The sequence below is a fragment of the Hathewaya histolytica genome, assembly GCF_901482605.1.
Classification (GTDB): domain Bacteria; phylum Bacillota; class Clostridia; order Clostridiales; family Clostridiaceae; genus Hathewaya; species Hathewaya histolytica.
Genome location: NZ_LR590481.1, coordinates 119,497 through 143,263, shown reverse-complemented (window position 1 = coordinate 143,263; position 23,767 = coordinate 119,497). Strand labels below are relative to the sequence as shown.

The following is a 23,767-nucleotide window of genomic DNA, read 5'->3' as shown; positions in this document are numbered from 1 at the left end:
TCACCTTATTCTATTAACTTCTAACTCTAATATTTAAAATATTATATTAACGGTAGTTCCTTCATTCTCCTCAGAGTGCACTTCTATGTTATGATCTAACTTTCTTATAACTTCACGGACAAGATAAAGTCCCATACCTGTAGACTCCCCCAAAACCCTTCCATTCTCTCCAGTATAAAAAGGCTCAAATATTCTTCTTATATCCTTCCTCGTTATACCAATTCCTTCATCTTTTATCTCTACTATAACTTTATTATCGTCCCTATAGGACTTTATTAAAACATAATTTCCTTTATCCTTAGAATACTTTATTGCATTTATGATGATCTGCTCTAAAATGAACCTTATCCATTTCCTATCAGATTTTACTATTAAGCCTTCCTCAATATCTATCCTTGGAAATATTCTGCTATTTATAAAATATCTTTTTAGAGAATTCACTGTATCTTTGATGATTACACCTAAATTAAATTCTTTAATACTAAAATCATGCTCAAAACTCTCTAGTCTTGCATTATAAAGTGCTATATCAAGCCCTCTTTGGAGTTTATCTACTTCAGATTTTATCTCCTCTGTATGTTGTTCCCCTTGATATTGTTGTAATACTAAATTTATCACAGCAATAGGTGTCTTCATTTGATGAACCCACCGATTTATAAAATCTAAATGTTCTTTTTGCTTCTTTATATTAGAATGTAAGTTATACTGATATATACTATAAAGTTCTTCTACAAAGATATTCATATGCTTTCCTAAATAAGAATTATCAAAACTGTCTAGAATCTCTTCAAAAGAATTAACTTTTTTCCTATTTAAAATTCTATATATACTCTTATTTTTAAAATAATGAATACTCATATATACTATAAAAATAAATAAACTTAAAAATATAAAATAATATAAGTTTTTCAAATTACTAAAGCCATCAAAAATAAAATACAAGGACATAATAAGTACAAAGTTAAGAATATATACAAATATTAATCCTAGATGCTCTTTTAAAAACAATTTCATTAAGAATTCCCCCAAGTTATATTAAACTTATATCCTGCTCCTCTAACAGTCTCAACAGATCCCTCTATAGAAACATCACTAAGTTTTTTTCTAATCCTTGTAATATTTACGTTTAAAGTATTCTCATCTACGAAGTTTTGATCATCCCATAATTTTTCCAGTAATGATTCTCTAGTTGCAACTTTAGGATAGATAGTAATTAAAGCTTCTAAAAGCTCTGTTTCTTTTTTGCTTAAAAGGGTGCTTTTATCTTTAAACTTAAGTTCAAGTCTTTCTGGATATAAAATAAGTCCTTCAAGTTCTACTATCCTTTCTCTATTAGAAAAGGAATACTCACCATAAATCCTCCTCAATTGCCCTTTTATCTTAGCTAAAACGACCTCATAATAGAAAGGCTTTGTTATATAGTCATCAGCTCCACTTTCTATAGCCATAACTTGATTCATCTCACTATCCCTAGCAGATACAAAAATAATAGGACATAGCGAAATTTGTCTAATCTTTGTACACCAAAAATACCCATCAAATTTTGGCAGATTTATATCCATTAAAACTAAACTTGGATTTACCTCTTTAAATTCCTCTAATACATTATTAAAATCCTTAACCAAAACAGACTCATAACCATACCTATTCATATATTCACAAAGCAAACTGCCAATATTCTCATCATCTTCTACTACAAATATTTTATAAGACATAATTCCCCTCCTTAAATTAAGATACAAAAATTAATTTACAATAAATAATAATTTATCTTATACTATAATCAGCATTAAATAATAATACGTATATTATACCCTTTAAAATAATTATAAAAAACAAATAAGCTGTAAAATTAATTATGTTTACAGAGATATTTTTAACATAAGGTTGAATAATTAAAACATCTCTGCAAAAACTTAAAACAATGGCTATTCATAACAGTGGGAGGTGTAACTAATGGATTTCGAAAAATCATGTGGCGCCGTCGTATATAGCTCAATAAATGGCGACTTAGAATTTTTAATAGTAAAGCATAGACTCAGTACCCATTGGGGCTTCCCTAAAGGTCATGTGGAAAAAGATGAAACTGAAGAAGAGACAGCCCTAAGAGAAATTTATGAAGAAACTGGATTAAAAGTTAAATTAGACAATAATTTTAGAATATCAACTAAATACCATCCAAGAAAAAATACCCTAAAAGAAGTTGTATATTTCCTAGGAGAAAGTAATACCAAATCTGTAAAATTACAAGAGGAAGAAATAGGGGAACATATGTGGGTAGACTTTAATACAGCAATGAATCTCCTCACCTTTAAAAATGATAAAAAAATGATAAAAAAAGTAAGGGATTTTCTAAATATAAATGCCTAAATTACAAAAGTAGCTTTGAACCTATATTGATTCAGAGCTACTTTTTATATCTTAATACTACTTTAAAGTTGGATATAAAACTTTATATATTTTCATTCTCTTTTCTATCTTTGGTGCATAGTATTGTTTTGCGTAGTCCCTCATATCTACTTTTGCATCTTTATCTTTCCCATTTCTTTCTTGCCAATCTGCCATAAGTTCTTTAATATCATTATTCTTATAATGTTTTGATATAAAATAAGTTCCGAGTTTTATATTTGTATCTTCTTCTGCAGTTTTTTCTGGTTTAAAATCTGCAATATTAGCTTCCTTTGCTAGCTTTACAGCTACCTCTGGCTTTAGTTTCATATACCCCACTGATTTTCCTTCTTCATATGGTATAGATTCAAATCCTGTTTCAAAGTGTATCACTGATGCGATTAAAGCTGCATCTACCTTATATTCTTTTGCATATTTATTTATTATAGCTTTATCTTTCATAGGATATAATAATGTTCTTACTAATACACCTGCTGCAATTACAGCAACTAATATTGTAGCCAATATAATTCCTAGTTTCTTCATAATACTCACTCCTCTATATTTAGTATTTATATAATTAACTTTTTCCTACTACGGTTTTGTAATAACCCTTATAAGTCAACACATAGTATATAGCATAAATCGTCGTATAAGGTATAAGATTTATTACCATTATACTAGCTATATTCTGTTCTAACATATGAGCTATTAAATATATTGCACATAAACTATGCATACTTCCTATTATTAATGGTACTAAGAACACAAACCCTATTTGTTTTTTAACAGAAAACTTAATTTCCTCCTTATTTACACCTATGTTTCTTAAAATCTTGTATCTTCCCACTTCCTCTTCTGCTTCAGATAATTGTTTAAAGAAAATTATACTTCCAGTACAAGCTAGGAATACTAGTCCAATAAATACACCTATAAACAATATTGTTCCTACCATAATTAGATTTTGTTTATAGTTTTCATGATAAGAAGATAAAGTTAAAACAGAAGGTTCTTTTGAATATTTTCCACCATCAAAAATCTTTATAAGTGTTTTTAAATTTTTATCTAAATTATCAAGATTCTTATTGTTGACTAAATTAAATGCTGTTACTTTTGATGTATTGTTAGAACTTAGATATTTATTATATACTCCATCTTTAACTACCAATACATCTCCAACAATAATTGTATTAGCAAAAGAGCCTTTGTTTATTGATTTTACATTAAACTTTTCATCTCTTGCTCCAAATCTTACTCCTTTAACAATCTTAGATTTCTTTTTTCCATCTTCACCGAAACGAGTAAATAATATTGCCTCATTATTAAAACCTAAAGTTATTATTTCTTTTTCATTTAATGCCTTTGCTCTTTCCTTATACTTACTTTCTGAAATCACCAAAATTTCACTTTCATATTCGTCATTGAGTTTAGCTTCTATAAAATTAAACTGAAGTTTATTCTTAAGGTTTCCTTCTCTAGAATTCTCTATTACATTTTCCATTTTACTTAACAACTTAGTGTCATCTAATCTAGTTGCATAAGAAAAAGGATAAGATTTACTAAAGTCACCTTTAAAGTTTTTATAATAACTTACAGATACCCCCATAGCAGTTAACGTAGTAGCACTTAATATAGCTATAGTTGCTAAGGTCTTTGAATTTCCTTTTATTCTATATAGAAGTTGTGATGTAGATATCATATTAAGTCCACTAAAGTATTTTCTTCTATTTTTCTTACTTCTTTTAATCATATAGAGTATAAAAGAATCAAATAACATATAAGTTCCGAGTATTACAGTTACAGTAGTTAGAAATATTGTAAACTCAAAATTAGCACTTTTTATTGAAGAGAAATAATTAATATACCCGAAAACTATTAATCCTACAGATATTATAGTTTTGATTATAGAAACCTTAGGTTCTTTCTCGCCCTTACTCTCAGCCTTAAATAAATCTATCAAATCATACTTATAGATTATTCTTCGTCCTTGAATGGATACTAGTAAAAATATAATGATAAATGTTATGAATGTATTAGTTATAGCCCTAACTTCTATACCAAATTTTATGGGTACGGTAAAACCTGTAACTTTAAGTAATAAGACTATAAAAATCTTAGATAGTATAGCCCCTATAAATATACCAATAACTATTGAAACTAAACCGATTAAAAGAGTTTCATAGAAAAGTAATCTACCTATACTCTTCTTCTCTATTCCAAGCAATGAGTAAAGTCCAATTTCTTTTTTCCTCTTTTTTATAAAGAAGTTATTAGAATACCATATAAATACTGTAGAAAACATCATAATTATAAGGGCAGAAGCTTTAAACCCAGTGCTTAGTTTTGTCATAGAACCCATTATATCTGCTACTTGCTTGTTATATTCTATAGACTTAAATATAAAGTATATAAATACTGCAAAAATCATGGAAAGCATATATAAAAAATAATTACTCATATTCTTTTTAACGTTCTTTTTTGCTATATTAAATAGAGGCACTTCCATCACCACCTATTCTAGCTAAAACATCCATAATATCTTGGAAGAACATTTTTCTTGTACCGTTCTTTGTTATCTCTGAATAAATAACGCCATCTTTTATGAAAAGTACCCTCTTGCAATAGCTTACGGCAAAAGAATCATGGGTTACCATCATAATAGTAGCTTTTTCATTTTCATTTAATTCTGTTATAGCATCCAAAAGTTCTGTAGATGATTTAGAATCTAATGCTCCTGTTGGTTCGTCAGCTAAAATTAAAGATGGCTTTGTAATAATTGCTCTAGCCGCTGCTGTCCTTTGTTTTTGACCACCAGATATTTCATAAGGATATTTACTTAAAATATCTCTTATACCTAATCTATCTGATATTTCATTAACTTTTTTATCTATGTCATTATGACTCACCTTACTTAATGCTAGTGGAAGAGCTATATTCTCTTTCACAGTTAAGGTATCTAAAAGATTAAAGTCTTGAAATATAAATCCTAACTTTTCTCTTCTAAACTTAGCTATTTCCTTATCTTTAAGTTTAGTAATATCAGAACCACCTATTATAATTTTTCCACTAGAAGGTCTATCTATAGTTGATAGGACATTTAAAAGTGTACTCTTACCTGCACCAGAAGGTCCCATTATTCCAACAAATTCACCTTCATAAATACTCAAATCTATACCATTTAAAGCAACGTATGTATTATTTCTGCTTCCATATATCTTTTTTAAATTATTCGCTATTAAAACTTCATTGCCCATATTATTGCTCCTTTCTCTTATCAAATCTTATACACATATTGTACTCTATGTGTATTAATCCAACTATTGATTAATATTTCAATAGTATTACAAAGTTGTAATACTGAAGCTTTCTATAACTATCTACATGTTTGGAATTTTCCTTACTAAAAATACATTTGATTTTAATGCAAATCCATGTGATAATTTTCATGGACTATAAATAACCAAAGATTAAAAATATAAAGGGACTATCTTACTATAGAAAATAAATTTTCTATAGTAAGATAGTCCCTTTCAAAACCATTATAAACATATTATATTTATCTTTATTACATACTACATAATAGCTTTTTCAGTTTCCTTATCAAAGAGATGAATCTTTTCTTTATTGAAAACCACTTTAACTTTATCATTAACTTTACAGTTAATATCTGAAGAAACTCTAGAAACTATATTTTCATCTAAAAGATTTAAATATAGATAAGCCTCAAATCCAAGCATTTCCTTAACTTCGATTATAGCTTCCACACCACTACCTTCTTGTGTAGTTACATTTATAGATTCAGGTCTAAGCCCCATTATCATAGATTTACTAATATATCCTTGCTCTATTAGTTTCTTTGATAACTCCTCTTCTAGCTTAATTTTTTCTCCTTTAAAACTAGCGTAAACCATTTCATTTTCTTTAACTATATTAACATCTATAAAGTTCATTTGAGGAGAACCAATAAAAGATGCAACGAACTTATTTAGAGGCTTATTATATATAGTCTCTGAATCTGCAATTTGTTGAACTTCCCCATCCTTCATAACTACTATTCTCGTTCCCATAGTCATAGCCTCTGTCTGATCATGAGTTACATATATAAAAGTTGTTTGAAGCCCTTGATGTAATCTACTTAATTCAGCTCTCATTTGAACTCTCAATTTTGCATCTAAATTAGATAAAGGCTCATCCATTAAGAACACCTTAGGCTCTCTAACCATAGCTCTTCCAAGTGCTACTCTTTGCCTTTGACCACCAGATAACTCTTTGGGTTTATTTTGAAGTAAATTTACAATACCTAGGATTTTAGCTGTTTCTTCTACTCTTTCTTTTATGTACTTTTTATCCTTTTTCTTTATTTTAAGTCCAAAAGCCATGTTTTCAAACACAGTCATATGAGGATATAGTGCATAGTTTTGAAATACCATAGCTATATCCCTAGATTTTGGTTCCACATTATTAACTAATTTATTGCCTATATATAACTCTCCAGAAGATATCTCTTCAAGTCCAGCTATCATTCTTAAGGTAGTAGTTTTACCACAGCCAGATGGCCCCACTAAAACTATAAATTCTTTATCTTTAATTTCCATATTAAAATCTTTAACAGCCTTAAATCCATTACTATATGTTTTATTTATATTTTTTAACTGCAAACCTGCCATTTTATTCTCAACTCCTTATCTAAATGTAAATTCTTTATAAAAGCTCTTTGTAATCTATATAAATTCTAACCATTAATAAGATGAATATAATCCTATTTAATCATTATACATCATGTAATAATTGAAGACTATATGGCGAGTCATAGACAAATAAAAATGTATTCTTAAGTTTTTTATAAAAAAATACTGTCTTCTAGGGTGAAGAAGACAGTCAAATATAGGGTAACGACTAAATATTAAATTAAATCAACAGGTAAAGGTTAAAAGGCTTAATTAATACCTGCATTATCTATTATACATTAAAATTTGGAAAGATAAAGAGATAATTGAAAAAATTTTTTAATTATTTTCACTTTTTTCATAATTAATTTGTATATTTTGTATTTCCCTTATAATATCTTGTTTTAATTCCACTGGTTCTAATACTTTTACGGAACTCCCCATTGAAAGTAACCAAGCTTTAATTTCTTTATATCCTTTTATATTTGCCTCAAATATAATACTCTCATCCTCATTCCAAGTAATCTTTTGATTATCTGACCATATTCTTTCACTAATAATATAGGACATAGGTTTAAAGACTTTAAGTTTAATACTTATTTCCCTATCATTAAAAATTCCTACGTTATTGTGTAAGTATTTATATAAAGAGAATGTCTTTGGTATCTCATACTTTTCATCTAAAAATTCTATATTCCCTTCAATCCTAGATAGCTTAAAATATTTTACTTCACCACTATTCTCACACAGTCCGGCAAAGTATACACAAGATTTATAATGAAAAAGAGCATATGGTGATACCACTCTTTCATATTTTCCGCTATTTAATGAAAAATAATTGATTTTTATCTTATTCCTTTTCATGATTGCCTCATGAATCTTTAAAGATACCTTTCTTTCAGTATCCGACTTTGAAGATTTAGCTTCTTGAATATAATAATTTAAATTATTGCTTCTTAATAACGTCTTATCGATACCATTGTTAATCTTATCAACAATAAGTTCAAAATCTTTATAATACATAAAATCATCACTTTTTAAATTCTCTCTAGCATAATTAAAAACTTCAATATCATGCTCAGTTAGGCTATGAAACAACTCCTTAGGAGTCTCTGAAATAAAGTACCCTCCATCCTTACCTCTTATAGATTCAACATAAAATCCTGCCTTTGATAAATCATCCTTGTACTTCCGTATCATACGCTCGTCTACTTCTAAGACCTCTGATAGTTCTTTTGCCTTCATTGTTTTACCGCCATTCAGCAACAGTAGCATTTTTAGCAGATTTGAAAATTTACTCATGTCTTACTCCTTGTATATTTCATTTTTATTTCAATACTTAAATAATGGCTAAGTTCATTTATATTATAACATCTTTTCAATATATATAGGAACTTATTAGCCCTCTTTTTATTACTTTTTTGAAAATATATGTATGTAATTTTCAGTTTTATTTAGTATCATTATATTATAATATCAAATTTAATGCAAAATTATAACTATTATTACAATCTGTCCTTATTATATATCTCTCTTATAATTATTATTGCAACTCAAAGGAGCATGCCCCTTAAAATCCTTTTAGGAATCATGCTCCCATAAATTCATCTATATTATAAAACATAAAAATAAAGTCTTTGTAATTGCTTAACTACTTCATCACTATTTTTATACCAATGATCTTTTTCTAATTGACCTGTTTTGATATTAGTAACTTTATAGTGAAATTTTGTATAAAAGAAACTTATATCTATTTCCTTTTCAGTTTCAGTTATAATCTTAATGCTATATACTGGACCAGTCAACTTACAATCATCTATTCTTTTAGTAACTATAGTCTTTAAATACTTAGTAATACTTATTACTTCCTGTTTTTTTGATGCTACTTTGCTTTCATCCATACGAATAAACTCCAATTTCTTTATATCATCATTATCTAAATCTTCAAAAGGTTTTTGTTCCTTCATACCTGTTACTACTACAACACCTATAAGAACAAGTAGTACTATGCCTATAATCACACCTGCGCTCATACTAGTCCCCCCTTATTTAGTTATAACTTACTACTATTAGTATATTCAGAAAATATATAACTGTGTTATATTTGCTCTTAGGTCTATAAACTAATCGTAATAAAAATAAGTATTGGGGAAAGCCTATATATTATAACTTATTATCTCAATATAGAGAGTGCAAACTAAAAAAAGAATTAAACTCATATGACGAGAACCATCAACAGTTAAGATATGGAGTATATATTTAAAATTTCAAACCTAAACCTCTATTATCACTATAATGTTGTTTATAAATACATATCATACCTACTATAAAAATTACTAATCCTAATACTATGTAACCATATGCAAGTTCCTTAGTTTTATCTAAAATCATAGTAAAAACTGAATGCTCCAAATTTATATTTTATTTAAGAATCCCTAACTGATCTTCTAAACATATAGAATGAACTTATAAAAATAACTATACTTAAGCCTAACTTAATGGAACTAAATCTAGTATCATCATATAAAGTAGGATAATATTCTGTTATAACTACAAAAAAATTATTTACAAAACGAGCAAATATACACGGTAATAAAGACCTAGTTCTATAATAAATTATTCCTATTACAAGTCCGATAAAAAATGCATTTGGTATTTGTACTAAATTGCCATGCATTAATGCAAATAATAAAGATGAAATAGTTATAGCAACATAAGGCTTGTTTTTAATTATTAAACCTTCTAATATTATTCCTCTTAATAAAATCTCTTCAAATATAGGCGCTACTATAAGAGCCCCTAAAATTAAAGTAATTGGAGAATTAAGCTCTTCTTGTATAACCTCATTATACCAACTATTAGTTGTAAATTTCTCCACAAAGATATTCAATGTATTATCATAAATAAATATATAACTTATAACAATAAGCACTATGAATATACACTTGTTGATTTTAAGTGTATTTGAAAATCTTAGTTTACTTTCAGTTAAACTCTCATAAATCCTTATGAAAATAACATAGCTTATAACCTCAGCTAATAAATATATATAATTTTCAAAAGCACCTACTTTAACACCACCAGCACCTAAAATTAATATTACATTCCCCGCAAAAACCATCCAAAAACTATCTGAAATAAAACTAAGAAAAAGCACGAGAAAACTTTTTCCTACACTCAATCCCTTCTTATTATTTATCGCTACTTCCTCCATAATACCCCTCCATGTACCAATTGTTAGCTAAAAAATTCAACTAATTTTATGGTTATAAATCCAATTATTATGAATTATAGCATATTTATATATATGCTTCTATAAATACTAACAATATTCTAAAATATCCTGTAAACCTTCTACGATAGACCTAATTTAAATAAGTAATGGCATTTGAAGAAAAAAATAGAATTACCTATTTTACGAAGCTTAAATGAAAGTAGAAATTTTTCTAATCAGAACTCTTAGATTCATTTAAAAAATTTCACTTTCATAGCTGCGTAAAATTCAGTAATCCTTTTTCTCTGAAACAATTATGATACTTTAGTTATTTCTATATAATTATCCTACAAACGTCCTCTATAAATATACCCACTAGTAAAAATCTAAACTCCAACATCTAAAGCCTTATTTTCATTATTAGATTGTTTATAAATACACATCATACTTACTATAGAAATTAATAACCCAAATACCATATAGCCATATACAAAATTCTTAGTTTTATCTAGAATCATAGGAAAAATTGAACTACCCAATAGATTAAATACTATATGTGCTAACATACTTCCATATAGTGACTTTGTCCAAGCATATATTAATCCATATGTAATCCCAAGTGCAAAAGCGTATAAGCCTTGTAGACTATTGCCATGCATTATTCCAAATAGAACGGCTTGTATAATTAAAGCTCGTTTAAACTTTTTACTTTTCCTGAGTTCGTCAAATACTAAACCCCTAAATAATATTTCTTCAAATATAGGTAAAATTATAACAATGGAAACCATAGCTAGTACTGATGCTTGCGCTGAGTCAATGGTCTCAGTAGTTTTAATATAACTAGGAAATTTATGCTGTATCGAAAAAACTACAGAACCTAAAAACATAGCACTCCCTATACTACATGCAATAATCCTTAATGAACACTTAAAATCTATCCTTTTTAATATAAGTCTATCCTTTAAACTCTTTTTCCTATTTTTAAAAACATAATTATATATAATAATACTTAAAAAACTAGCTATTAATGCTATTATATATGCATTCTCTCTTATCAAGACCTGACCATCCTCTAAGAAATCCTTACCTTTAACTATACATAATATAAATACCATAATAACACCACATAAGGATTGTGCTAAAAAATAAGTTTCTAAATAAAAAAGAATGTGCTTTGAAGTTGATGATATTTTTTTCATATAATCCCCTGCCCCTTATAGAATTAACTTATTAATAAATAGTATTTTTAAAATCAATGCATTCTATTAATATTTCTTTATATAATGGTTTTTAAGTATATCTATACTTAACTTATGAGTGTTTAGTTGATCTTTTAAACATATAGAATGAACTTATAAAAATAATTGTACCTATCCCTAATTTAACAAAACTAAACTTAGCATCATTATATAAGTCAGGATTATATACTGTTATAATTGTAAAAAAGTTATTTACAAAATGGGCGAATATGCACGGTAATAAGGATCTAGTTCTATAATAAATTATTCCTATTACAAACCCAATAAAAAACGCATTTGGTATTTGTACTAAATTACCATGCATTAATGCAAATAATAAAGATGAGATGGTTATAGCAACATAAGGTTTATTTCTAACTATTAACCCTTCTAATATTATTCCTCGTAATAAAATCTCTTCAAATATGGGTGCTACTATAGCCGCCCCCAAAACTAAGCTTATCGGTGACTCAAATTCCTTTTTTAGAGCCTCATTATACCAACTATTAGTTGTAAATTTCTGAACCAATACATTTAATGTATTATCATAAATAAATATATATCCTATAATAATAAAAAATATAAACATATATTTACTAACCTTAACTGTGTTTGAAAACCTCAATTTATTTTCTGTTAAATTCTTATAAATTTTTATAAAGACAACATAGTTTATAGTCTCTACTAATAAGTATACGTACTTTTTGAAGTTATCTATATCAGCACCAGTATATTCTAAAGACATTAATATACTCTGAACCAATACCATCAAAATAGTATTTAAAATAAAATATATAAAAAACACAAATAAACTCTTTCGTATACTCAATCCATACTTATCATTTACAACCACTTTTTCCATTATATATTCCTCCATATATAATTGTTAATTTACAACGTTTTCGTTAGTTTTATGTCTTTAAACCCAGTTATTATAAATTATAACATATTTATATATAAGAATTCTATAAATACTTATACTCCTTCAAAAGCTCATATAATATCTTATAGCTATAAATGACTCAAAACAGTACTAGCACTTGAAGAAAAAAATAGGATTACTTATTTTACGAAGCTTAAATGAAAGCAGAAATTTTTCTAATCAAAACTCTTAGGTTCATTTAAAAAATTTCACTTTCATAGCTTCGTAAAATTCAGTAATCCTTTTTCTCTGAAACAATTATGATACTTTAGTTATTTCTCAATGAGTAGCTTACAAAAAATTTTATATCTATATAATTACTACACTATAGCTTTTATAAGCTCCACCATAGTATCTAAATCTTTTGATGATACCATCTCAAGTAATGTATTTTTGTATTTTATAGGAAGTGCAATGACACCTGTTTTTATGCCTCCCACTTCTTTATGAATAGGTCCACCTTCTGTTCCATTCTTACTTACTGTATACTGAATTTCTATATCAGCATCGTCAGAAGCATTTTCTATAAGTTCTTTAACTTCATGGCACATTATAAGATTCTTATCCTTTACAACAATAGATGGTCCTGATCCAAGTTCTAATTCTTCTGTGCCAAGAACTATAGCATAGTCTGGCTCTATATTATTTGCAGCAGCTCTTCCCCCCCTACCTTCTAACTTACCTTGAGAAGAGAATACGAAATAGCATTCCTTTGAAGTTTCTTTTATATCTTTTATAGCTTTTATTAGAGCATAGCAATTAATTATATTGTTTAAAGATGCTCCAACAATATTTTCTCCAAGATTGAAGACTTCACTTTCTATTTTAGCAACGTCTCCTTCTTCTATTATCTCTAAAACTTCTTCTCTAGTTTCTAGTCCTAGTTCTATATACATATCCTCTATTTCAGGTTTTTCTTTTGATGTACTTATTCTTCCAAGTGTTCCATCACTGAAGATAGCTACTTTATCTATTATAGTACTAGGATTCACATCTCCTACATTAGTAAACCTAACTCTTCCGTCTTTTTCTATATAAGTTACCATAAGGCCTACTTCATCCATATGAGAAGAGAACATCATTTTTTCTTCTCCATCACCTATTTTAACTATAAGATTACCTAACTTATCTTCTTTTATTTCGCAATCTATATTTCTTAATTCTTCTTTAATAACTTCTTTAACTCCATGTTCATGACCACTTACTTTAAAAGCACAAACAAGTTTTTCTAATAATATATCCATAAAAACCGCTCCTTTTTATCTAAGTTATATAACAAAATTTATATAAGTTTAACCTATACAAATTTCCCCTATTTTTCTTTTATATTTAACTTCTGAAGAATTTAAAATATGTAACCAATTTTTTACTAGTTTCACAGTGTTATCAATGTCCTCTTTACTTGCAACTGATATGGATGAATGAATATATCTACATGGCACAGAAATAGTAGCAACACGAGCACCGTCACCACTGGATACCATAGCACCTGCATCATTGGAACCTGCTGAAGATTTTCTCCTTTGATGAGGTATATCATTTTCTTTTGCAACTTTTAGTATGCTCTTTGTAAGTTCAAAATCGAAAATACTTGTCTTATCCATCATAGAAATTGCAGGCCCTTTACCTATTTCTGTAGCCTTTAAATGCTCTTCTATATTTGGCATATCAGCACAAATAGTACCTTCCAAAGCTAGTCCAATTTCAGGATGTACATTGTATGCAGAAACAAAAGCTCCCCTATCTCCGATTTCCTCCTGAACACTAAAAGATGCATATAAGTCACAATTATAAGTTTCTTTTAATGCTTCTATTAATACATAACATCCAACCCTATCATCAAAAGCCTTTCCTTTTATAAGGCCTTCACCAAAGTCTGAAAACTCCGTAGAAAACACTGCATATTCTCCAAGTGATATTAATTTTTGGGTCTCTTCCTTAGAATTAGATCCAATATCAATGCAATAATCCTTGTAACCTAATGCTTTAGTTCTCTCCTCTTTACTTTGAAGATGAATAGGTTTAAGTCCTATTACCCCAACAACCTTTGTATCACCAATATATAAAACTTTACAAGGAGCAACTTTTGCATTAACTCCTCCAAGTGGTGCGAATCTTAAAGTTCCATCATCATTATATCCTGTTATAATAAATCCCACTTCATCCATATGAGCATCCAGTAAGACCTTTGGTCCATTACCCTTTTTATGTACAAGGATATTCCCCATAGTATCTACCTTTATTTCATCTACATAAGGCATAATTTCTTCTTTTATAATATTTCTAACTTCTCCCTCATAGCCAACAGGACCATGAGCATTACACAATTTTTCTAAAAGCATAATAAGTCCTCCAATTCCTCATCATTTATTTTCTCTATAAATTTAGCTATGATTCTACCTGTATTTTTAATATCATGCATATTTACCATCTCTACAGTGGTATGCATATACTTTTGAGGTATAGAAATTAGTAAAGTTGGAACGCCACTTCTAATATTCTGAATATCCCAAGCGTCTGTCCCTGTATTTCCTGGTTCCACTTCTACCTGATAAGGAATTCCATACTCTTCGGCAATATCTGTAAGCTTCTTTCTGAATTTAGGATGAATATTAGAGCCAATACAAACAACAGGACCTTTACCTAAATAGTTCTCCTTCTCTGGAATACCCATTTTACCACTATCAAAAGTTACGTCTATAGCAATTCCTAGAGTAGGATTTAAATCATAAGTTGCCATTCTGGCACCTCTATGTCCAACTTCCTCTTGGCAAGAACACACAAAGTAAACATCTAAATCGTGATTTGTATTTTGAAGTTCTTTTGCACAACTATACATAGCAACAATACTTGCCCTATCATCTGTTGCCTTACATACCATATTATTGTTTAAAAGTTCATAGAAATCTCTTTTTAAAGTTATAAAATCGCCAATATTCACAAGCTTCTCTAACTCTTCTTTACTTTTACCTGTATCAATTAAAAGATTTTCAGCTTTTATAGCTCCGTTTCTATCTTCTTCATTCATTAAATGAGGTGGTTTGATTCCTATAATTCCATCTATCTTCCCTGAACCATGAATTAACACTTCTTGAGATACTAAAGTTTTTGGGTCTATACCTAAAGTAGTGAATTTTAGAAAACCATTATCACAAATTTTATCAACTAGCATAAATACTTCATCAGCATGAGCCATAAGCATTATACTAGCCTTACCATTTCCCTTTTTAACCCCATAAACATTATTTAAATTGCCCTGTCTCACCTCATTGCAAAGTGGATCAAAAGCATTCTTTATAATCGGATAAATCCAATGCTCTCTACCACTAGGACCATGAGCCGTGCATAATTCTTTTAATAACTCTTTTTCCTGCATATCCTCACCCACTTCAATAAAATTATATCTATTAACATATATTAAACATCTTAATAAAGTACTATATTATTAACATTATACATCGAAATTTTCCAATAGTCATAAAATTCTCTTAACCTTTATAATTATCTCCTAACCTTTGAACTACTTCCAGCAAAGGAAGTTGAAATTCCTATAACAAAGCCAAGTTCATATAAACGTCCTGTATTATTTGTTTCATAAATCCTTACATTAGTATTACACATAGCAATTATAAATGTAATTGGTGCAATTAACCCATGCCATAAGCCATCTAAAAAACCAGCAGCTTGAGCACCTGGTAACTTGTATTTTGAATTTGGACCTGCGATTAAAAATCTATTTACCATAATATCCTTCACCTACTTTTGATTATTTATTATTGTTATATATCTTAATTATATCATTTATTTCAAATGTAATTACTACTAATTTGTCTCACTTAAAACCTCCTCTCTACGGAGGGTGTTTTTGTTACATATCTGTTTTATAAGTATGATTTAAATAACAATTAAAATCTAATAATTACCTAAAAGTCCTTCCTTCTTTGCTTTTCTAGTAAAAGAGTTAAACACAAAAACTCCTATTACAATCCAAGTAAGTGAGCATATTAAAAGCATTCCCCAATCACTCATGGATATCCTAAGTCCAAGAGCAGATTTTCTAGCTATATCTATTCCTGTAGTAAGTGGAACTGCCTTTGACAATCCTTGAGCAAAATTTGTTTTAGTTACAGTATCGCATAAAAGAAATAATGCTCCATTTATTATAAAAACCAAATTACCAATTTTCTTTTCCTTTATAGCAACACCGCCTAAAATAAGCCCTATACCATACATTCCGATTAAGGTCAAAATTAAAGAAAATACCATCTTTAAGTTAACCGTAATTCCCACTCCTGCAATTAAAATTGATAATACTATTATTAAACTTATTTCAAGAAACTCTATAATAAAATTAGATATGATTTTTCCACCTATTAAAAACGGAAAAGGTACTATAGCCATGAACTTTTGCTCTAGAGTTCCTTTAAAAGCCTCTGCACTTATTTCCATACTTAAAGCATTAATACTTGATATAGAAAAATTCCAAAATATATATCCTATTAAAAGAAGAGTTCTTGCGCTTCCCTTATTTTCATAATAAATTCCTATATAAGTTGCTGAACCTGAAAATATAAGATAAAAATAAAGAAGAGAAAAAATCAAAATATCCGTTAGAAATCCAACCTTATAATGAAAACTTTCCTTTAAACCTCTTGCTACCTCTGCCTTCATAACATTTAAATATAACAATCCATTCACATCCCCAAGTCTATTATAAGTATAACTTTCTTAATTAAAACTAATTTACAAATCCCTTATATATTTTTTCTATATCCTCTACATTAAGATTATCATTCTCAAACTGATCTTGTTTCTTTCCTTTATTTATTATGATAAATTTATCTACTACCCTCCTTATAAAATCTACATCATGAGAAGTTATAAGCATGGTACTATTAAACTCTTCCTTTATGTCCTTTAATATGCTTATTAAATCTGTCTTCGAATCTATATCTAAACCATTGGATGGTTCGTCCAAAATTATAATTTTAGGTCTATGAATTAAAGATATAATAATAGCAACTTTCTGCTTTTGTCCTAAAGAAAGAGAATTTATCTTTCTATCAAGAAGTTCACTTAATCCAAAACTATCTCTGTACTTTTCTATAAACTCATCAATATATTTCTTATCCTTCCCCTTTAATGCTCCTAAATAATAAGCATTATCTAATACAGTTAAATTCCAATATAAGTTCCTTGCACCTTCAAGAACTGCTCCTATATTTTTAAGGTGCTCTCTTAAATTCTTTTCTTCTAGCCTAATTTTATCAATAAATATATCCCCTTCATCTTGAGCTATAAGTCCGCAAAGACATTTTATTAAAGTTGTCTTACCTGCACCATTAGGCCCAAGAAGGCCCACTATATCCCCTTTACTTATTTCTAAATCCATACAATCCAATGCAGTTACATTATACTTTGAATATCTCTTAGTTAAATTATTTACCTTAATAATTGTAACTCCCCCCTTTATAGCTATTAGATATATAATACAATATTAAAGTTAAAATTTTTGTCGTAATTTGACATATAACAAAATATTCACACAACTGCTTTCTTATAAATTTTATAAGCTATTTGGACATATTAAATGATATAATAACTTCTGTAACAGTTCTTTTATTACATTAAATTTAAATTTTACATAATAAATTTAGGGGGAAACTTATGAAAAAATCTCATATCTTTATAAGTGTTGTGTTGGCAACTGCAGTTTTAAGTGGAATTATATATTTTCTAAATAAGGATAATAATAAAACTGTTCCTAGTAATTCTTGCAATATGCTATATGTAGATACATATGAAAGTAAAATGATGAAAGCTATGGAAGATGCTCGAAAATCTCTACCACACTTTTGGGAAGTATTCGATAATAGAAAAAACAAAGAAACAGAATTTATTTTACAAATCATACTTACTGACGGTGAAGAAAATAACTATGTTTGGTTAGATGATATTAAAAGGCAAGGTAAAAAGATATATGGAAAAGTTGCGAATGATGACTTTAAAGCAACCTTTGGAAAAATAGATACTAATACAAATAAAATAGTTCCATTAAAAGATGGAGAACTCATAGAATTTACTGAAGCCGATATATATGATTGGGGATACACAAAGAATGATAAACTTTATGGTCACTTTGGAGAACGTGTAAGGTTGGCTGATACAAATAATAAACGCTTATTAGATAAAGCTTTAAAATATATGTTATCTGAAAAACCTTATTAAAACGAATACTTTTGTATATATAAAAGAACTGTATAAAAGTTAAAAATATTAGATACAAAAGCCACCATTAGGTGGCTTAAATTACTTATTTTTTGTTTATAGTTAAACAATTATTAAATACCCTGTAAAACAAATCTCCCTTAGCTTATATTATATCCTCTTATTTAATGGCCCTAATAGCACCAGACATTATATACTCCCCTACTTTTAAGCCATGTCCCCATTTTTCTGCATACTCTCTTGAAACTTCTTTTAGTTCTATATCTATATTTTTAAATCCTGCTTTGGTTAAATAGATTTTAAGCTCTTCAACTGAAGATGCTCCTGTAACTCAGCCACAGTAAAGCTTTTCATCATTTTGTACTTCTTTTGGCAGGTTTCTCATTAAGACTACATCTGATATTGCAAGTCTTCCTCCACCCTTAAGTACACGATATGCTTCATTGTACACCCTTTGTTTGGAAGGAGATAAATTTATAACACAGTTTGATATTATAACATCTACAAAATTATCGGCTACAGGTAAATTCTCAATCTCTCCAAGTCTAAATTCTACATTTCTATATCTATTTCTCGATGCATTAAGTCTAGACTTACTTATCATCTCTGGTGTCATATCTACTCCAATAACATGCCCACCTCTTCCAACTTTTTTAGAAGCTAAAAAGCAATCAAATCCACCACCACTACCTAAATCTAGAACCACTTCCCCCTCTTTTATATTTGCAATTAATTGAGGGTTTCCGCATCCAAGCCCCATATTAGATTCGTCCGGAACAGATTCTATATCTTCTTTAGAATACCCTATATTACTTGTAATATCATTAACTGATCTGTTTAACTCAACACCTCTGCTATTATCACCACAACAATTTCCACCTTTTTTAAATAAAGCATTTCCTAAAGCAAATTTCTTATAACTATTACGTACACTTTCTCTTATTTTATCTTTCTTTGTTTCACTCATATTACTGTCCTCCTATGCTAGATTCATCCAACAAATACCTTCTATAATAATTTAAAAAGATCTTTGCCAACATAATTATTTATAAGTTTTGCACCATTTCTATAAGTTCTATTACTTTTTTATTAGCAATACTGTAGTATGTCCACATGCCTTCTTTTCTAGCATTTAATATATCTGCATCTCTTAAAATTCTAAGGTGTTGGGACAAATTCGATTGTGTAAACTCTACATCTTCATTTAACTTACATACACAAAGCTCTCCATTTAAAAGTCTCTTTACTATTTTAAGTCTTATAGGATGAGCTAATGCTTTTAAAACCCTAACTTCCTTATCCATTAAATCACACCTTAATATATAGTATATTAGTTTTTTCTAATATACTTATATATTATATTTATATATTATAATAGTCAATATACATTTAAAATATTTATGATAATAAAAAAAGGATAAGCCTTTATGCTTATCCTAAACTACTTCTATTATTTAAATATTAGATTAAAATCATACTTTTCAATTTCTCTTTCACTAATTCCTAAGAACTCTATATCTAAATTTTCTTCCTTTAATAGTTTTTCAAGCTCTTCCATGTACACACCGTACTCTTTTTCATATGTTATGGACTTAGTTAGATTCTCTATATTTTTAATTCCAGAAATCTCTCCTATATAGTCCTTAGACTTACAAGTACCATCAATACCACAACTAGGACTACCATTTACTCCTATTATATAATCTATAACATATCCGTTTTGTATATATTCTTTAGCTTGTTCTACCATAGGAATTAATAACTCCCTACATGTTTTTCTGTAGAATGGATTATCAAATTGTTCCTTCGCATGTCCCCATCTTCTCATACCATAATGCATAAGTTCTGGACAGGGCAACTGGATTATTCCATAATCCCTTTCTATTAATTCATAAATTAGTCTTTTAAATACTGAACTGTACTTACACTTTGGAGATTCAACCTTTGAATTAGCATTTAAAAAACAATGAGCGACTATACACATTTTTCTACTCTTATCCATATATAATCACCTAATTGCTTCTAGCTTCTTTCATTGCTTTTTCGCCATTTTGTTGAGCAGTTTTTAATGCTTCATCTACTGATTTTTTACCAGCAAATACTTGTTCAAGCTCTTTACCTAAAACATCTAATGCTGGAATAGTTCCTATACCTCTAGAACCAGTCCATCCTTTGTCTAAAGTTTTTAATGGTACTTCTTTTGCCTGATTTTTCTTTAAGAATTCTTTGTATTTTTCGCTCTCAATAGCTGATTTTCTAACTGGAATATATCCTGTATCCATTGAGAATTTAGTTGTATTTTCAGTATTTATAAGGTGCTTCATATATAACCAAGCTGCTAATTTTTGTTCAGGAGTTCCTTTGTTGAACATAGCTATGTTAGTTCCATAGTATAATTGAGCATAGACTTTATCTACTGGTAATGGAGCTACGAACCACTTACCTTCAAAACTTTTTTTAATATAAGGTAATGCTGAAGTTGAAGCAACACACATAGCTGCTCTTTTCTTAATGAAAACATTATTTGAATGCTTATCTTCCCCAGCTAAAGTAGCTGTTTTATCTTTTATCATTTCACTTATAAAGTTAACTGCTGCCTTAGTTTCAGCTGAGTCAAAATTGATTTTGTCCTTATCTTCATCAATAACTTCTCCACCAGCTTGTCTTACCCATATACCTATATCTGTAGAAATATTATTTTCAAAGGCAATACCATGAACTTCTGGTTTACCATCCTTGTCTTTATCTACAGTTAATTTTTTAGAAGCTTCTTTAAGTTCATCCCAAGTTTTAGGTACTTCCACGCCTTTTTCTTTTAGCATATCCTCATTGTAATACATAACCATTTGGCTTTTATTTAAAGGTAATGAATATTGCTTATCACCAAAAGTACCATCTTTATAAAAAATCTCTGCAATATCTTTAACTTCTTCATCTTTCATTCCATGTTTTTTATCTTTTTCATAAGGCTTTAAGTCTTGTACAAGTTCCTTATCCATATACCAAGTTAACCTATTGTTATATATTTGAGTTATAGCTGGTAATGTATTACTCTTAGCTGCTCCCATAAGTTTTTGGAATAAATCCCTATAACCGCCTTGGTTAACTAGCTTAATTTTAATATTTGGATTTTTATCTTCAAAGTCCTTTGTTATTTGTTTTATGCTCTCTTCATTTCCACCTTTCATAGAATGCCAAAATTCTATTTCGACCTTATTCTTAATTTCTGATGGAATATCAGCCTTGGCTTCTACAGTTTTAGCCTCTTCCTTCTTTTCAGAGTCCTTTGCTCCTGAAGAACTTCCACACCCAATCATTGATACTGCCATTACTGCTGAAAGTAATACAGAAATAAACTTTTTCTTCATTTTGTTTCCCCCTCTTTATATATTTGCTTATTTAAATTATCCTTTGATACAAGAATTACTAACCCCATTTATTATCTGTTTTGATAATAGTATAAATAGAATTATCATGGGTGCTATTATAATTAAGGATGCTGCCATTAGTATGTGATAATCCATACCAACTTCACTAGAGAATTTAGATAATACTATAGGAAGTGTCCTCATCTCCTCTGAATTAGTCATTATAAGTGGCCACATAAAAGCATTCCAACTATTTATAACCTTTAAAATACCAGTAGTTACTATGGCTGGCTTTGCCATGGGAATTAGTACATGTATTAGATATTTAAAATCACTACAATTATCCACCTTTGCTGCATAATAAAGTTGTTTAGGTATACCTAAGAAATACTGCCTTAAAAAAAATATGGTTGATATGCTTGTACACCATGGAATTATTAAAGCCTTATATGTATTTATCCACTTTAATTTACTTAGAGTAACAAAGTTAGGAATTAATAAAACTTCTCCTGGAACCATCATTGTACCAATAAGTAAAGTAAATAATAAGCTCTTCCCCCTAAAGTCAAAATGTGAAAAAGCAAAGGCTGCTAGTATAGTGGTTATAAGTTCCCCTAAGGTTATGCCTATGGTAACAAATACACTATTAAGTGCATATCTCGAAAAATTCTCTAGCCTTAAAACTTCTAAGAAGTTTTCCCATCTAAGCTTTTTCGGTATTACAACTGGTGGATTACTAAAAACTTCTTGTGGGCTTTTTAGTGCAGTTAAAAGTATCCAAACAAAGGGAGTAAGTATAAAAATAAATACTATTACAAGAATTAAATACTTAATTACATTTTCAATATTTTTCTTCCCCATACCTATACCCCCTTAGTAATCAAACTTCTTGCTAACCTTAAATTGTATTAAAGTAAAAATTAGTATTATTATAAAAAGAACAAAAGAAGCAGCTGCAGCTACTGCAAATTGCCAGTTTAAATAAAACTTATCAAAGATATAAAAAACTATAGTCATTGCACTATTTAACGGTCCAGGCGTTTTATCATAAAGGATAAATATAGAATCAAATAATTTAAAACCTCGTATTATAGAAGTTATAGATAGAAATAATATTATTGGAGACAACAGTGGTAAAGTGATACTCTTAAAAATTTGCCATTTAGTTGCTCTATCAATTCTAGCTGCATAGTAATACCTCTCATCTATACTTTGCATCCCTGCAAGAATTATTATTACATTGTATCCAAGGTTCTTCCAAATATTTAATAAAACCAAAAGAGGCATTGTGTAATTACTGTCTTTTAAAAATTCCTTTGAGCTAATCCCTATAGAATTAAGTACTATATTAAAAAGTCCTTGATCACTATGAAAAATCCATCTCCATCCAACACTTATAGCTATGGTGCTTGTAACAAAAGGAAGGAAATAAACACTTCTAAAGAAATTTTTAAACTTTATATTACTATTTAATAAAGATGCTATAAATAAAGCAATGCATATAGTTAATGGCACTGATATTAAAACATATGTAAATGTATTTTTTAGAGCTAGATAGAAGTTTTTATCTGATAGAACGTATTTATAATTATCTAGTCCTCTCTTATAGACTACATCCTTAATATAATCAAACTTTGTGTAAAAACTCATAAATAGAACTTTTATCACTGGGTAGAGTTGAAATACAAGAATTATTATTAAGCTAGGTAATAAGTATAAATATCCTTTTTTATTATTCATAA

Annotated in this window: 26 protein-coding genes; 2 read left to right on the top strand and 24 right to left on the bottom strand. The window is 28.6% G+C overall.

Annotated features, from left to right (window positions below; genetic code table 11):
* Positions 1 to 33: 33 nt before the first annotated feature.
* Positions 34 to 1,014, bottom strand: coding sequence for a sensor histidine kinase (locus tag FGL08_RS00720; protein WP_138208991.1), 981 nt, complete (start codon positions 1,012 to 1,014; stop codon positions 34 to 36).
* Positions 1,014 to 1,715 (bottom strand): response regulator transcription factor, encoded by a 702-nt coding sequence (locus FGL08_RS00715; RefSeq protein WP_138208990.1) that lies wholly within the window; start codon positions 1,713 to 1,715, stop codon positions 1,014 to 1,016. Before FGL08_RS00715 ends, FGL08_RS00720 begins: the two co-directional genes overlap by 1 nt.
* A 241-nt stretch (positions 1,716 to 1,956) precedes the next feature.
* Here FGL08_RS00715 and FGL08_RS00710 point away from each other — a divergent pair, with 241 nt between their 5' ends.
* The gene (locus FGL08_RS00710; protein WP_138208989.1) at positions 1,957 to 2,370 is read left to right on the top strand and encodes a bis(5'-nucleosyl)-tetraphosphatase; all 414 of its coding nucleotides are present in this window, start codon (positions 1,957 to 1,959) and stop codon (positions 2,368 to 2,370) included.
* Positions 2,371 to 2,427: 57 nt separating this feature from the next.
* Here the strand turns inward: FGL08_RS00710 and FGL08_RS00705 are convergent, their stop codons facing one another.
* From FGL08_RS00705 to FGL08_RS00635, 16 genes are all read right to left on the bottom strand, one after another.
* Entirely contained in the window at positions 2,428 to 2,934 is a 507-nt protein-coding gene (locus FGL08_RS00705) for a transglycosylase SLT domain-containing protein (protein WP_138208988.1), read from the bottom strand.
* 34 nt (positions 2,935 to 2,968) lie between these two features.
* Positions 2,969 to 4,888, bottom strand: coding sequence for an ABC transporter permease (locus FGL08_RS00700; protein ID WP_171011937.1), 1,920 nt, complete (start codon positions 4,886 to 4,888; stop codon positions 2,969 to 2,971).
* Positions 4,875 to 5,642, bottom strand: coding sequence for an ABC transporter ATP-binding protein (locus tag FGL08_RS00695; protein WP_138208986.1), 768 nt, complete (start codon positions 5,640 to 5,642; stop codon positions 4,875 to 4,877). The genes FGL08_RS00700 and FGL08_RS00695 overlap by 14 nt, the downstream gene beginning before the upstream one ends.
* Before the next feature lie 318 nt (positions 5,643 to 5,960).
* On the bottom strand, positions 5,961 to 7,055 hold the full coding sequence (locus tag FGL08_RS00690; RefSeq protein WP_138208985.1) for an ABC transporter ATP-binding protein: 1,095 nt from the start codon (positions 7,053 to 7,055) through the stop codon (positions 5,961 to 5,963).
* Positions 7,056 to 7,394: 339 nt separating this feature from the next.
* Positions 7,395 to 8,357 carry a helix-turn-helix transcriptional regulator gene (locus tag FGL08_RS00685; protein WP_138208984.1) on the bottom strand — a complete coding sequence of 321 codons (963 nt, stop codon included), beginning with the start codon at positions 8,355 to 8,357 and terminating at the stop codon, positions 7,395 to 7,397.
* A gap of 311 nt (positions 8,358 to 8,668) precedes the next feature.
* A complete protein-coding gene (locus tag FGL08_RS00680) occupies positions 8,669 to 9,088 on the bottom strand; it encodes a hypothetical protein (protein ID WP_138208983.1) in 420 nt (139 codons plus the stop codon).
* A gap of 226 nt (positions 9,089 to 9,314) precedes the next feature.
* The gene (locus tag FGL08_RS13635; protein WP_279232930.1) at positions 9,315 to 9,446 is read right to left on the bottom strand and encodes a hypothetical protein; all 132 of its coding nucleotides are present in this window, start codon (positions 9,444 to 9,446) and stop codon (positions 9,315 to 9,317) included.
* Positions 9,447 to 9,480: 34 nt separating this feature from the next.
* Entirely contained in the window at positions 9,481 to 10,269 is a 789-nt protein-coding gene (locus FGL08_RS00675) for a CPBP family intramembrane glutamic endopeptidase (protein WP_138208982.1), read from the bottom strand.
* Positions 10,270 to 10,655: 386 nt separating this feature from the next.
* A complete protein-coding gene (locus FGL08_RS00670) occupies positions 10,656 to 11,468 on the bottom strand; it encodes a CPBP family intramembrane glutamic endopeptidase (RefSeq protein WP_138208981.1) in 813 nt (270 codons plus the stop codon).
* A gap of 112 nt (positions 11,469 to 11,580) precedes the next feature.
* Positions 11,581 to 12,369, bottom strand: coding sequence for a CPBP family intramembrane glutamic endopeptidase (locus tag FGL08_RS00665; RefSeq protein ID WP_171011936.1), 789 nt, complete (start codon positions 12,367 to 12,369; stop codon positions 11,581 to 11,583).
* Positions 12,370 to 12,749: 380 nt separating this feature from the next.
* Complete coding sequence (locus tag FGL08_RS00660) at positions 12,750 to 13,673, bottom strand: zinc-binding metallopeptidase family protein (RefSeq protein ID WP_138208979.1); 924 nt, start codon at positions 13,671 to 13,673, stop codon at positions 12,750 to 12,752.
* Positions 13,674 to 13,721: 48 nt separating this feature from the next.
* On the bottom strand, positions 13,722 to 14,771 hold the full coding sequence (locus FGL08_RS00655; RefSeq protein WP_138208978.1) for a M42 family metallopeptidase: 1,050 nt from the start codon (positions 14,769 to 14,771) through the stop codon (positions 13,722 to 13,724).
* Positions 14,762 to 15,805 carry a M42 family metallopeptidase gene (locus tag FGL08_RS00650; protein ID WP_138208977.1) on the bottom strand — a complete coding sequence of 348 codons (1,044 nt, stop codon included), beginning with the start codon at positions 15,803 to 15,805 and terminating at the stop codon, positions 14,762 to 14,764. Before FGL08_RS00650 ends, FGL08_RS00655 begins: the two co-directional genes overlap by 10 nt.
* A gap of 125 nt (positions 15,806 to 15,930) precedes the next feature.
* Positions 15,931 to 16,173: a hypothetical protein gene (locus FGL08_RS00645; protein WP_138208976.1), complete on the bottom strand. Its 243-nt coding sequence runs from the start codon at positions 16,171 to 16,173 to the stop codon at positions 15,931 to 15,933.
* Between the two features lie 168 nt (positions 16,174 to 16,341).
* The gene (locus FGL08_RS00640) at positions 16,342 to 17,118 is read right to left on the bottom strand and encodes an ABC transporter permease (protein ID WP_197733540.1); all 777 of its coding nucleotides are present in this window, start codon (positions 17,116 to 17,118) and stop codon (positions 16,342 to 16,344) included.
* 49 nt (positions 17,119 to 17,167) lie between these two features.
* The gene (locus FGL08_RS00635) at positions 17,168 to 17,821 is read right to left on the bottom strand and encodes an ABC transporter ATP-binding protein (RefSeq protein ID WP_197733539.1); all 654 of its coding nucleotides are present in this window, start codon (positions 17,819 to 17,821) and stop codon (positions 17,168 to 17,170) included.
* Between the two features lie 275 nt (positions 17,822 to 18,096).
* Between FGL08_RS00635 and FGL08_RS00630 the strand changes: the two genes are divergently transcribed.
* Entirely contained in the window at positions 18,097 to 18,657 is a 561-nt protein-coding gene (locus tag FGL08_RS00630) for a DUF2314 domain-containing protein (RefSeq protein ID WP_138208974.1), read from the top strand.
* Between the two features lie 160 nt (positions 18,658 to 18,817).
* Here the strand turns inward: FGL08_RS00630 and arsM are convergent, their stop codons facing one another.
* The 6 genes from arsM to FGL08_RS00600 all read right to left on the bottom strand — a co-directional run bounded on the left by arsM (position 18,818) and on the right by FGL08_RS00600 (position 23,765).
* On the bottom strand, positions 18,818 to 19,624 hold the full coding sequence (arsM, locus tag FGL08_RS00625) for an arsenite methyltransferase (protein ID WP_171011935.1): 807 nt from the start codon (positions 19,622 to 19,624) through the stop codon (positions 18,818 to 18,820).
* Between the two features lie 79 nt (positions 19,625 to 19,703).
* The gene (locus FGL08_RS00620) at positions 19,704 to 19,961 is read right to left on the bottom strand and encodes an ArsR/SmtB family transcription factor (protein WP_138208972.1); all 258 of its coding nucleotides are present in this window, start codon (positions 19,959 to 19,961) and stop codon (positions 19,704 to 19,706) included.
* A 146-nt stretch (positions 19,962 to 20,107) separates the two neighbouring features.
* Positions 20,108 to 20,659, bottom strand: a complete 552-nt coding sequence (locus tag FGL08_RS00615; RefSeq protein WP_138208971.1) for a CD3072 family TudS-related putative desulfidase — start codon at positions 20,657 to 20,659, stop codon at positions 20,108 to 20,110.
* A gap of 10 nt (positions 20,660 to 20,669) precedes the next feature.
* Positions 20,670 to 22,025: an ABC transporter substrate-binding protein gene (locus tag FGL08_RS00610; RefSeq protein ID WP_138208970.1), complete on the bottom strand. Its 1,356-nt coding sequence runs from the start codon at positions 22,023 to 22,025 to the stop codon at positions 20,670 to 20,672.
* Between the two features lie 36 nt (positions 22,026 to 22,061).
* Entirely contained in the window at positions 22,062 to 22,886 is an 825-nt protein-coding gene (locus FGL08_RS00605) for a carbohydrate ABC transporter permease (RefSeq protein ID WP_138208969.1), read from the bottom strand.
* A gap of 12 nt (positions 22,887 to 22,898) precedes the next feature.
* On the bottom strand, positions 22,899 to 23,765 hold the full coding sequence (locus FGL08_RS00600) for a carbohydrate ABC transporter permease (protein WP_138208968.1): 867 nt from the start codon (positions 23,763 to 23,765) through the stop codon (positions 22,899 to 22,901).
* Between the last annotated feature and the right edge of the window lie 2 nt (positions 23,766 to 23,767).

Bases quoted from the DNA above. Each gene is read 5' to 3' on its own strand.
- FGL08_RS00690 (WP_138208985.1), bottom strand. From the start codon at position 7,055: ATGGCAGGTTTGCAGTTAAAAAATATAAATAAAACATATAGTAATGGA.
- FGL08_RS00655 (WP_138208978.1), bottom strand. From the start codon at position 14,771: ATGCTTTTAGAAAAATTGTGTAATGCTCATGGTCCTGTTGGCTATGAG.
- FGL08_RS00605 (WP_138208969.1), bottom strand. From the start codon at position 22,886: ATGGGGAAGAAAAATATTGAAAATGTAATTAAGTATTTAATTCTTGTA.
- FGL08_RS00695 (WP_138208986.1), bottom strand. From the start codon at position 5,642: ATGGGCAATGAAGTTTTAATAGCGAATAATTTAAAAAAGATATATGGA.
- FGL08_RS00645 (WP_138208976.1), bottom strand. From the start codon at position 16,173: ATGGTAAATAGATTTTTAATCGCAGGTCCAAATTCAAAATACAAGTTA.
- FGL08_RS00665 (WP_171011936.1), bottom strand. From the start codon at position 12,369: ATGGAAAAAGTGGTTGTAAATGATAAGTATGGATTGAGTATACGAAAG.
- FGL08_RS00715 (WP_138208990.1), bottom strand. From the start codon at position 1,715: ATGTCTTATAAAATATTTGTAGTAGAAGATGATGAGAATATTGGCAGT.
- FGL08_RS00680 (WP_138208983.1), bottom strand. From the start codon at position 9,088: ATGAGCGCAGGTGTGATTATAGGCATAGTACTACTTGTTCTTATAGGT.
- FGL08_RS00720 (WP_138208991.1), bottom strand. From the start codon at position 1,014: ATGAAATTGTTTTTAAAAGAGCATCTAGGATTAATATTTGTATATATT.
- FGL08_RS00705 (WP_138208988.1), bottom strand. From the start codon at position 2,934: ATGAAGAAACTAGGAATTATATTGGCTACAATATTAGTTGCTGTAATT.
- FGL08_RS13635 (WP_279232930.1), bottom strand. From the start codon at position 9,446: ATGATTTTAGATAAAACTAAGGAACTTGCATATGGTTACATAGTATTA.
- FGL08_RS00630 (WP_138208974.1), top strand. From the start codon at position 18,097: ATGAAAAAATCTCATATCTTTATAAGTGTTGTGTTGGCAACTGCAGTT.
- FGL08_RS00650 (WP_138208977.1), bottom strand. From the start codon at position 15,805: ATGCAGGAAAAAGAGTTATTAAAAGAATTATGCACGGCTCATGGTCCT.
- FGL08_RS00685 (WP_138208984.1), bottom strand. From the start codon at position 8,357: ATGAGTAAATTTTCAAATCTGCTAAAAATGCTACTGTTGCTGAATGGC.
- FGL08_RS00660 (WP_138208979.1), bottom strand. From the start codon at position 13,673: ATGGATATATTATTAGAAAAACTTGTTTGTGCTTTTAAAGTAAGTGGT.
- FGL08_RS00675 (WP_138208982.1), bottom strand. From the start codon at position 10,269: ATGGAGGAAGTAGCGATAAATAATAAGAAGGGATTGAGTGTAGGAAAA.
- FGL08_RS00670 (WP_138208981.1), bottom strand. From the start codon at position 11,468: ATGAAAAAAATATCATCAACTTCAAAGCACATTCTTTTTTATTTAGAA.
- FGL08_RS00710 (WP_138208989.1), top strand. From the start codon at position 1,957: ATGGATTTCGAAAAATCATGTGGCGCCGTCGTATATAGCTCAATAAAT.
- FGL08_RS00635 (WP_197733539.1), bottom strand. From the start codon at position 17,821: ATGGATTTAGAAATAAGTAAAGGGGATATAGTGGGCCTTCTTGGGCCT.
- FGL08_RS00615 (WP_138208971.1), bottom strand. From the start codon at position 20,659: ATGGATAAGAGTAGAAAAATGTGTATAGTCGCTCATTGTTTTTTAAAT.
- FGL08_RS00600 (WP_138208968.1), bottom strand. From the start codon at position 23,765: ATGAATAATAAAAAAGGATATTTATACTTATTACCTAGCTTAATAATA.
- FGL08_RS00610 (WP_138208970.1), bottom strand. From the start codon at position 22,025: ATGAAGAAAAAGTTTATTTCTGTATTACTTTCAGCAGTAATGGCAGTA.
- FGL08_RS00620 (WP_138208972.1), bottom strand. From the start codon at position 19,961: ATGGATAAGGAAGTTAGGGTTTTAAAAGCATTAGCTCATCCTATAAGA.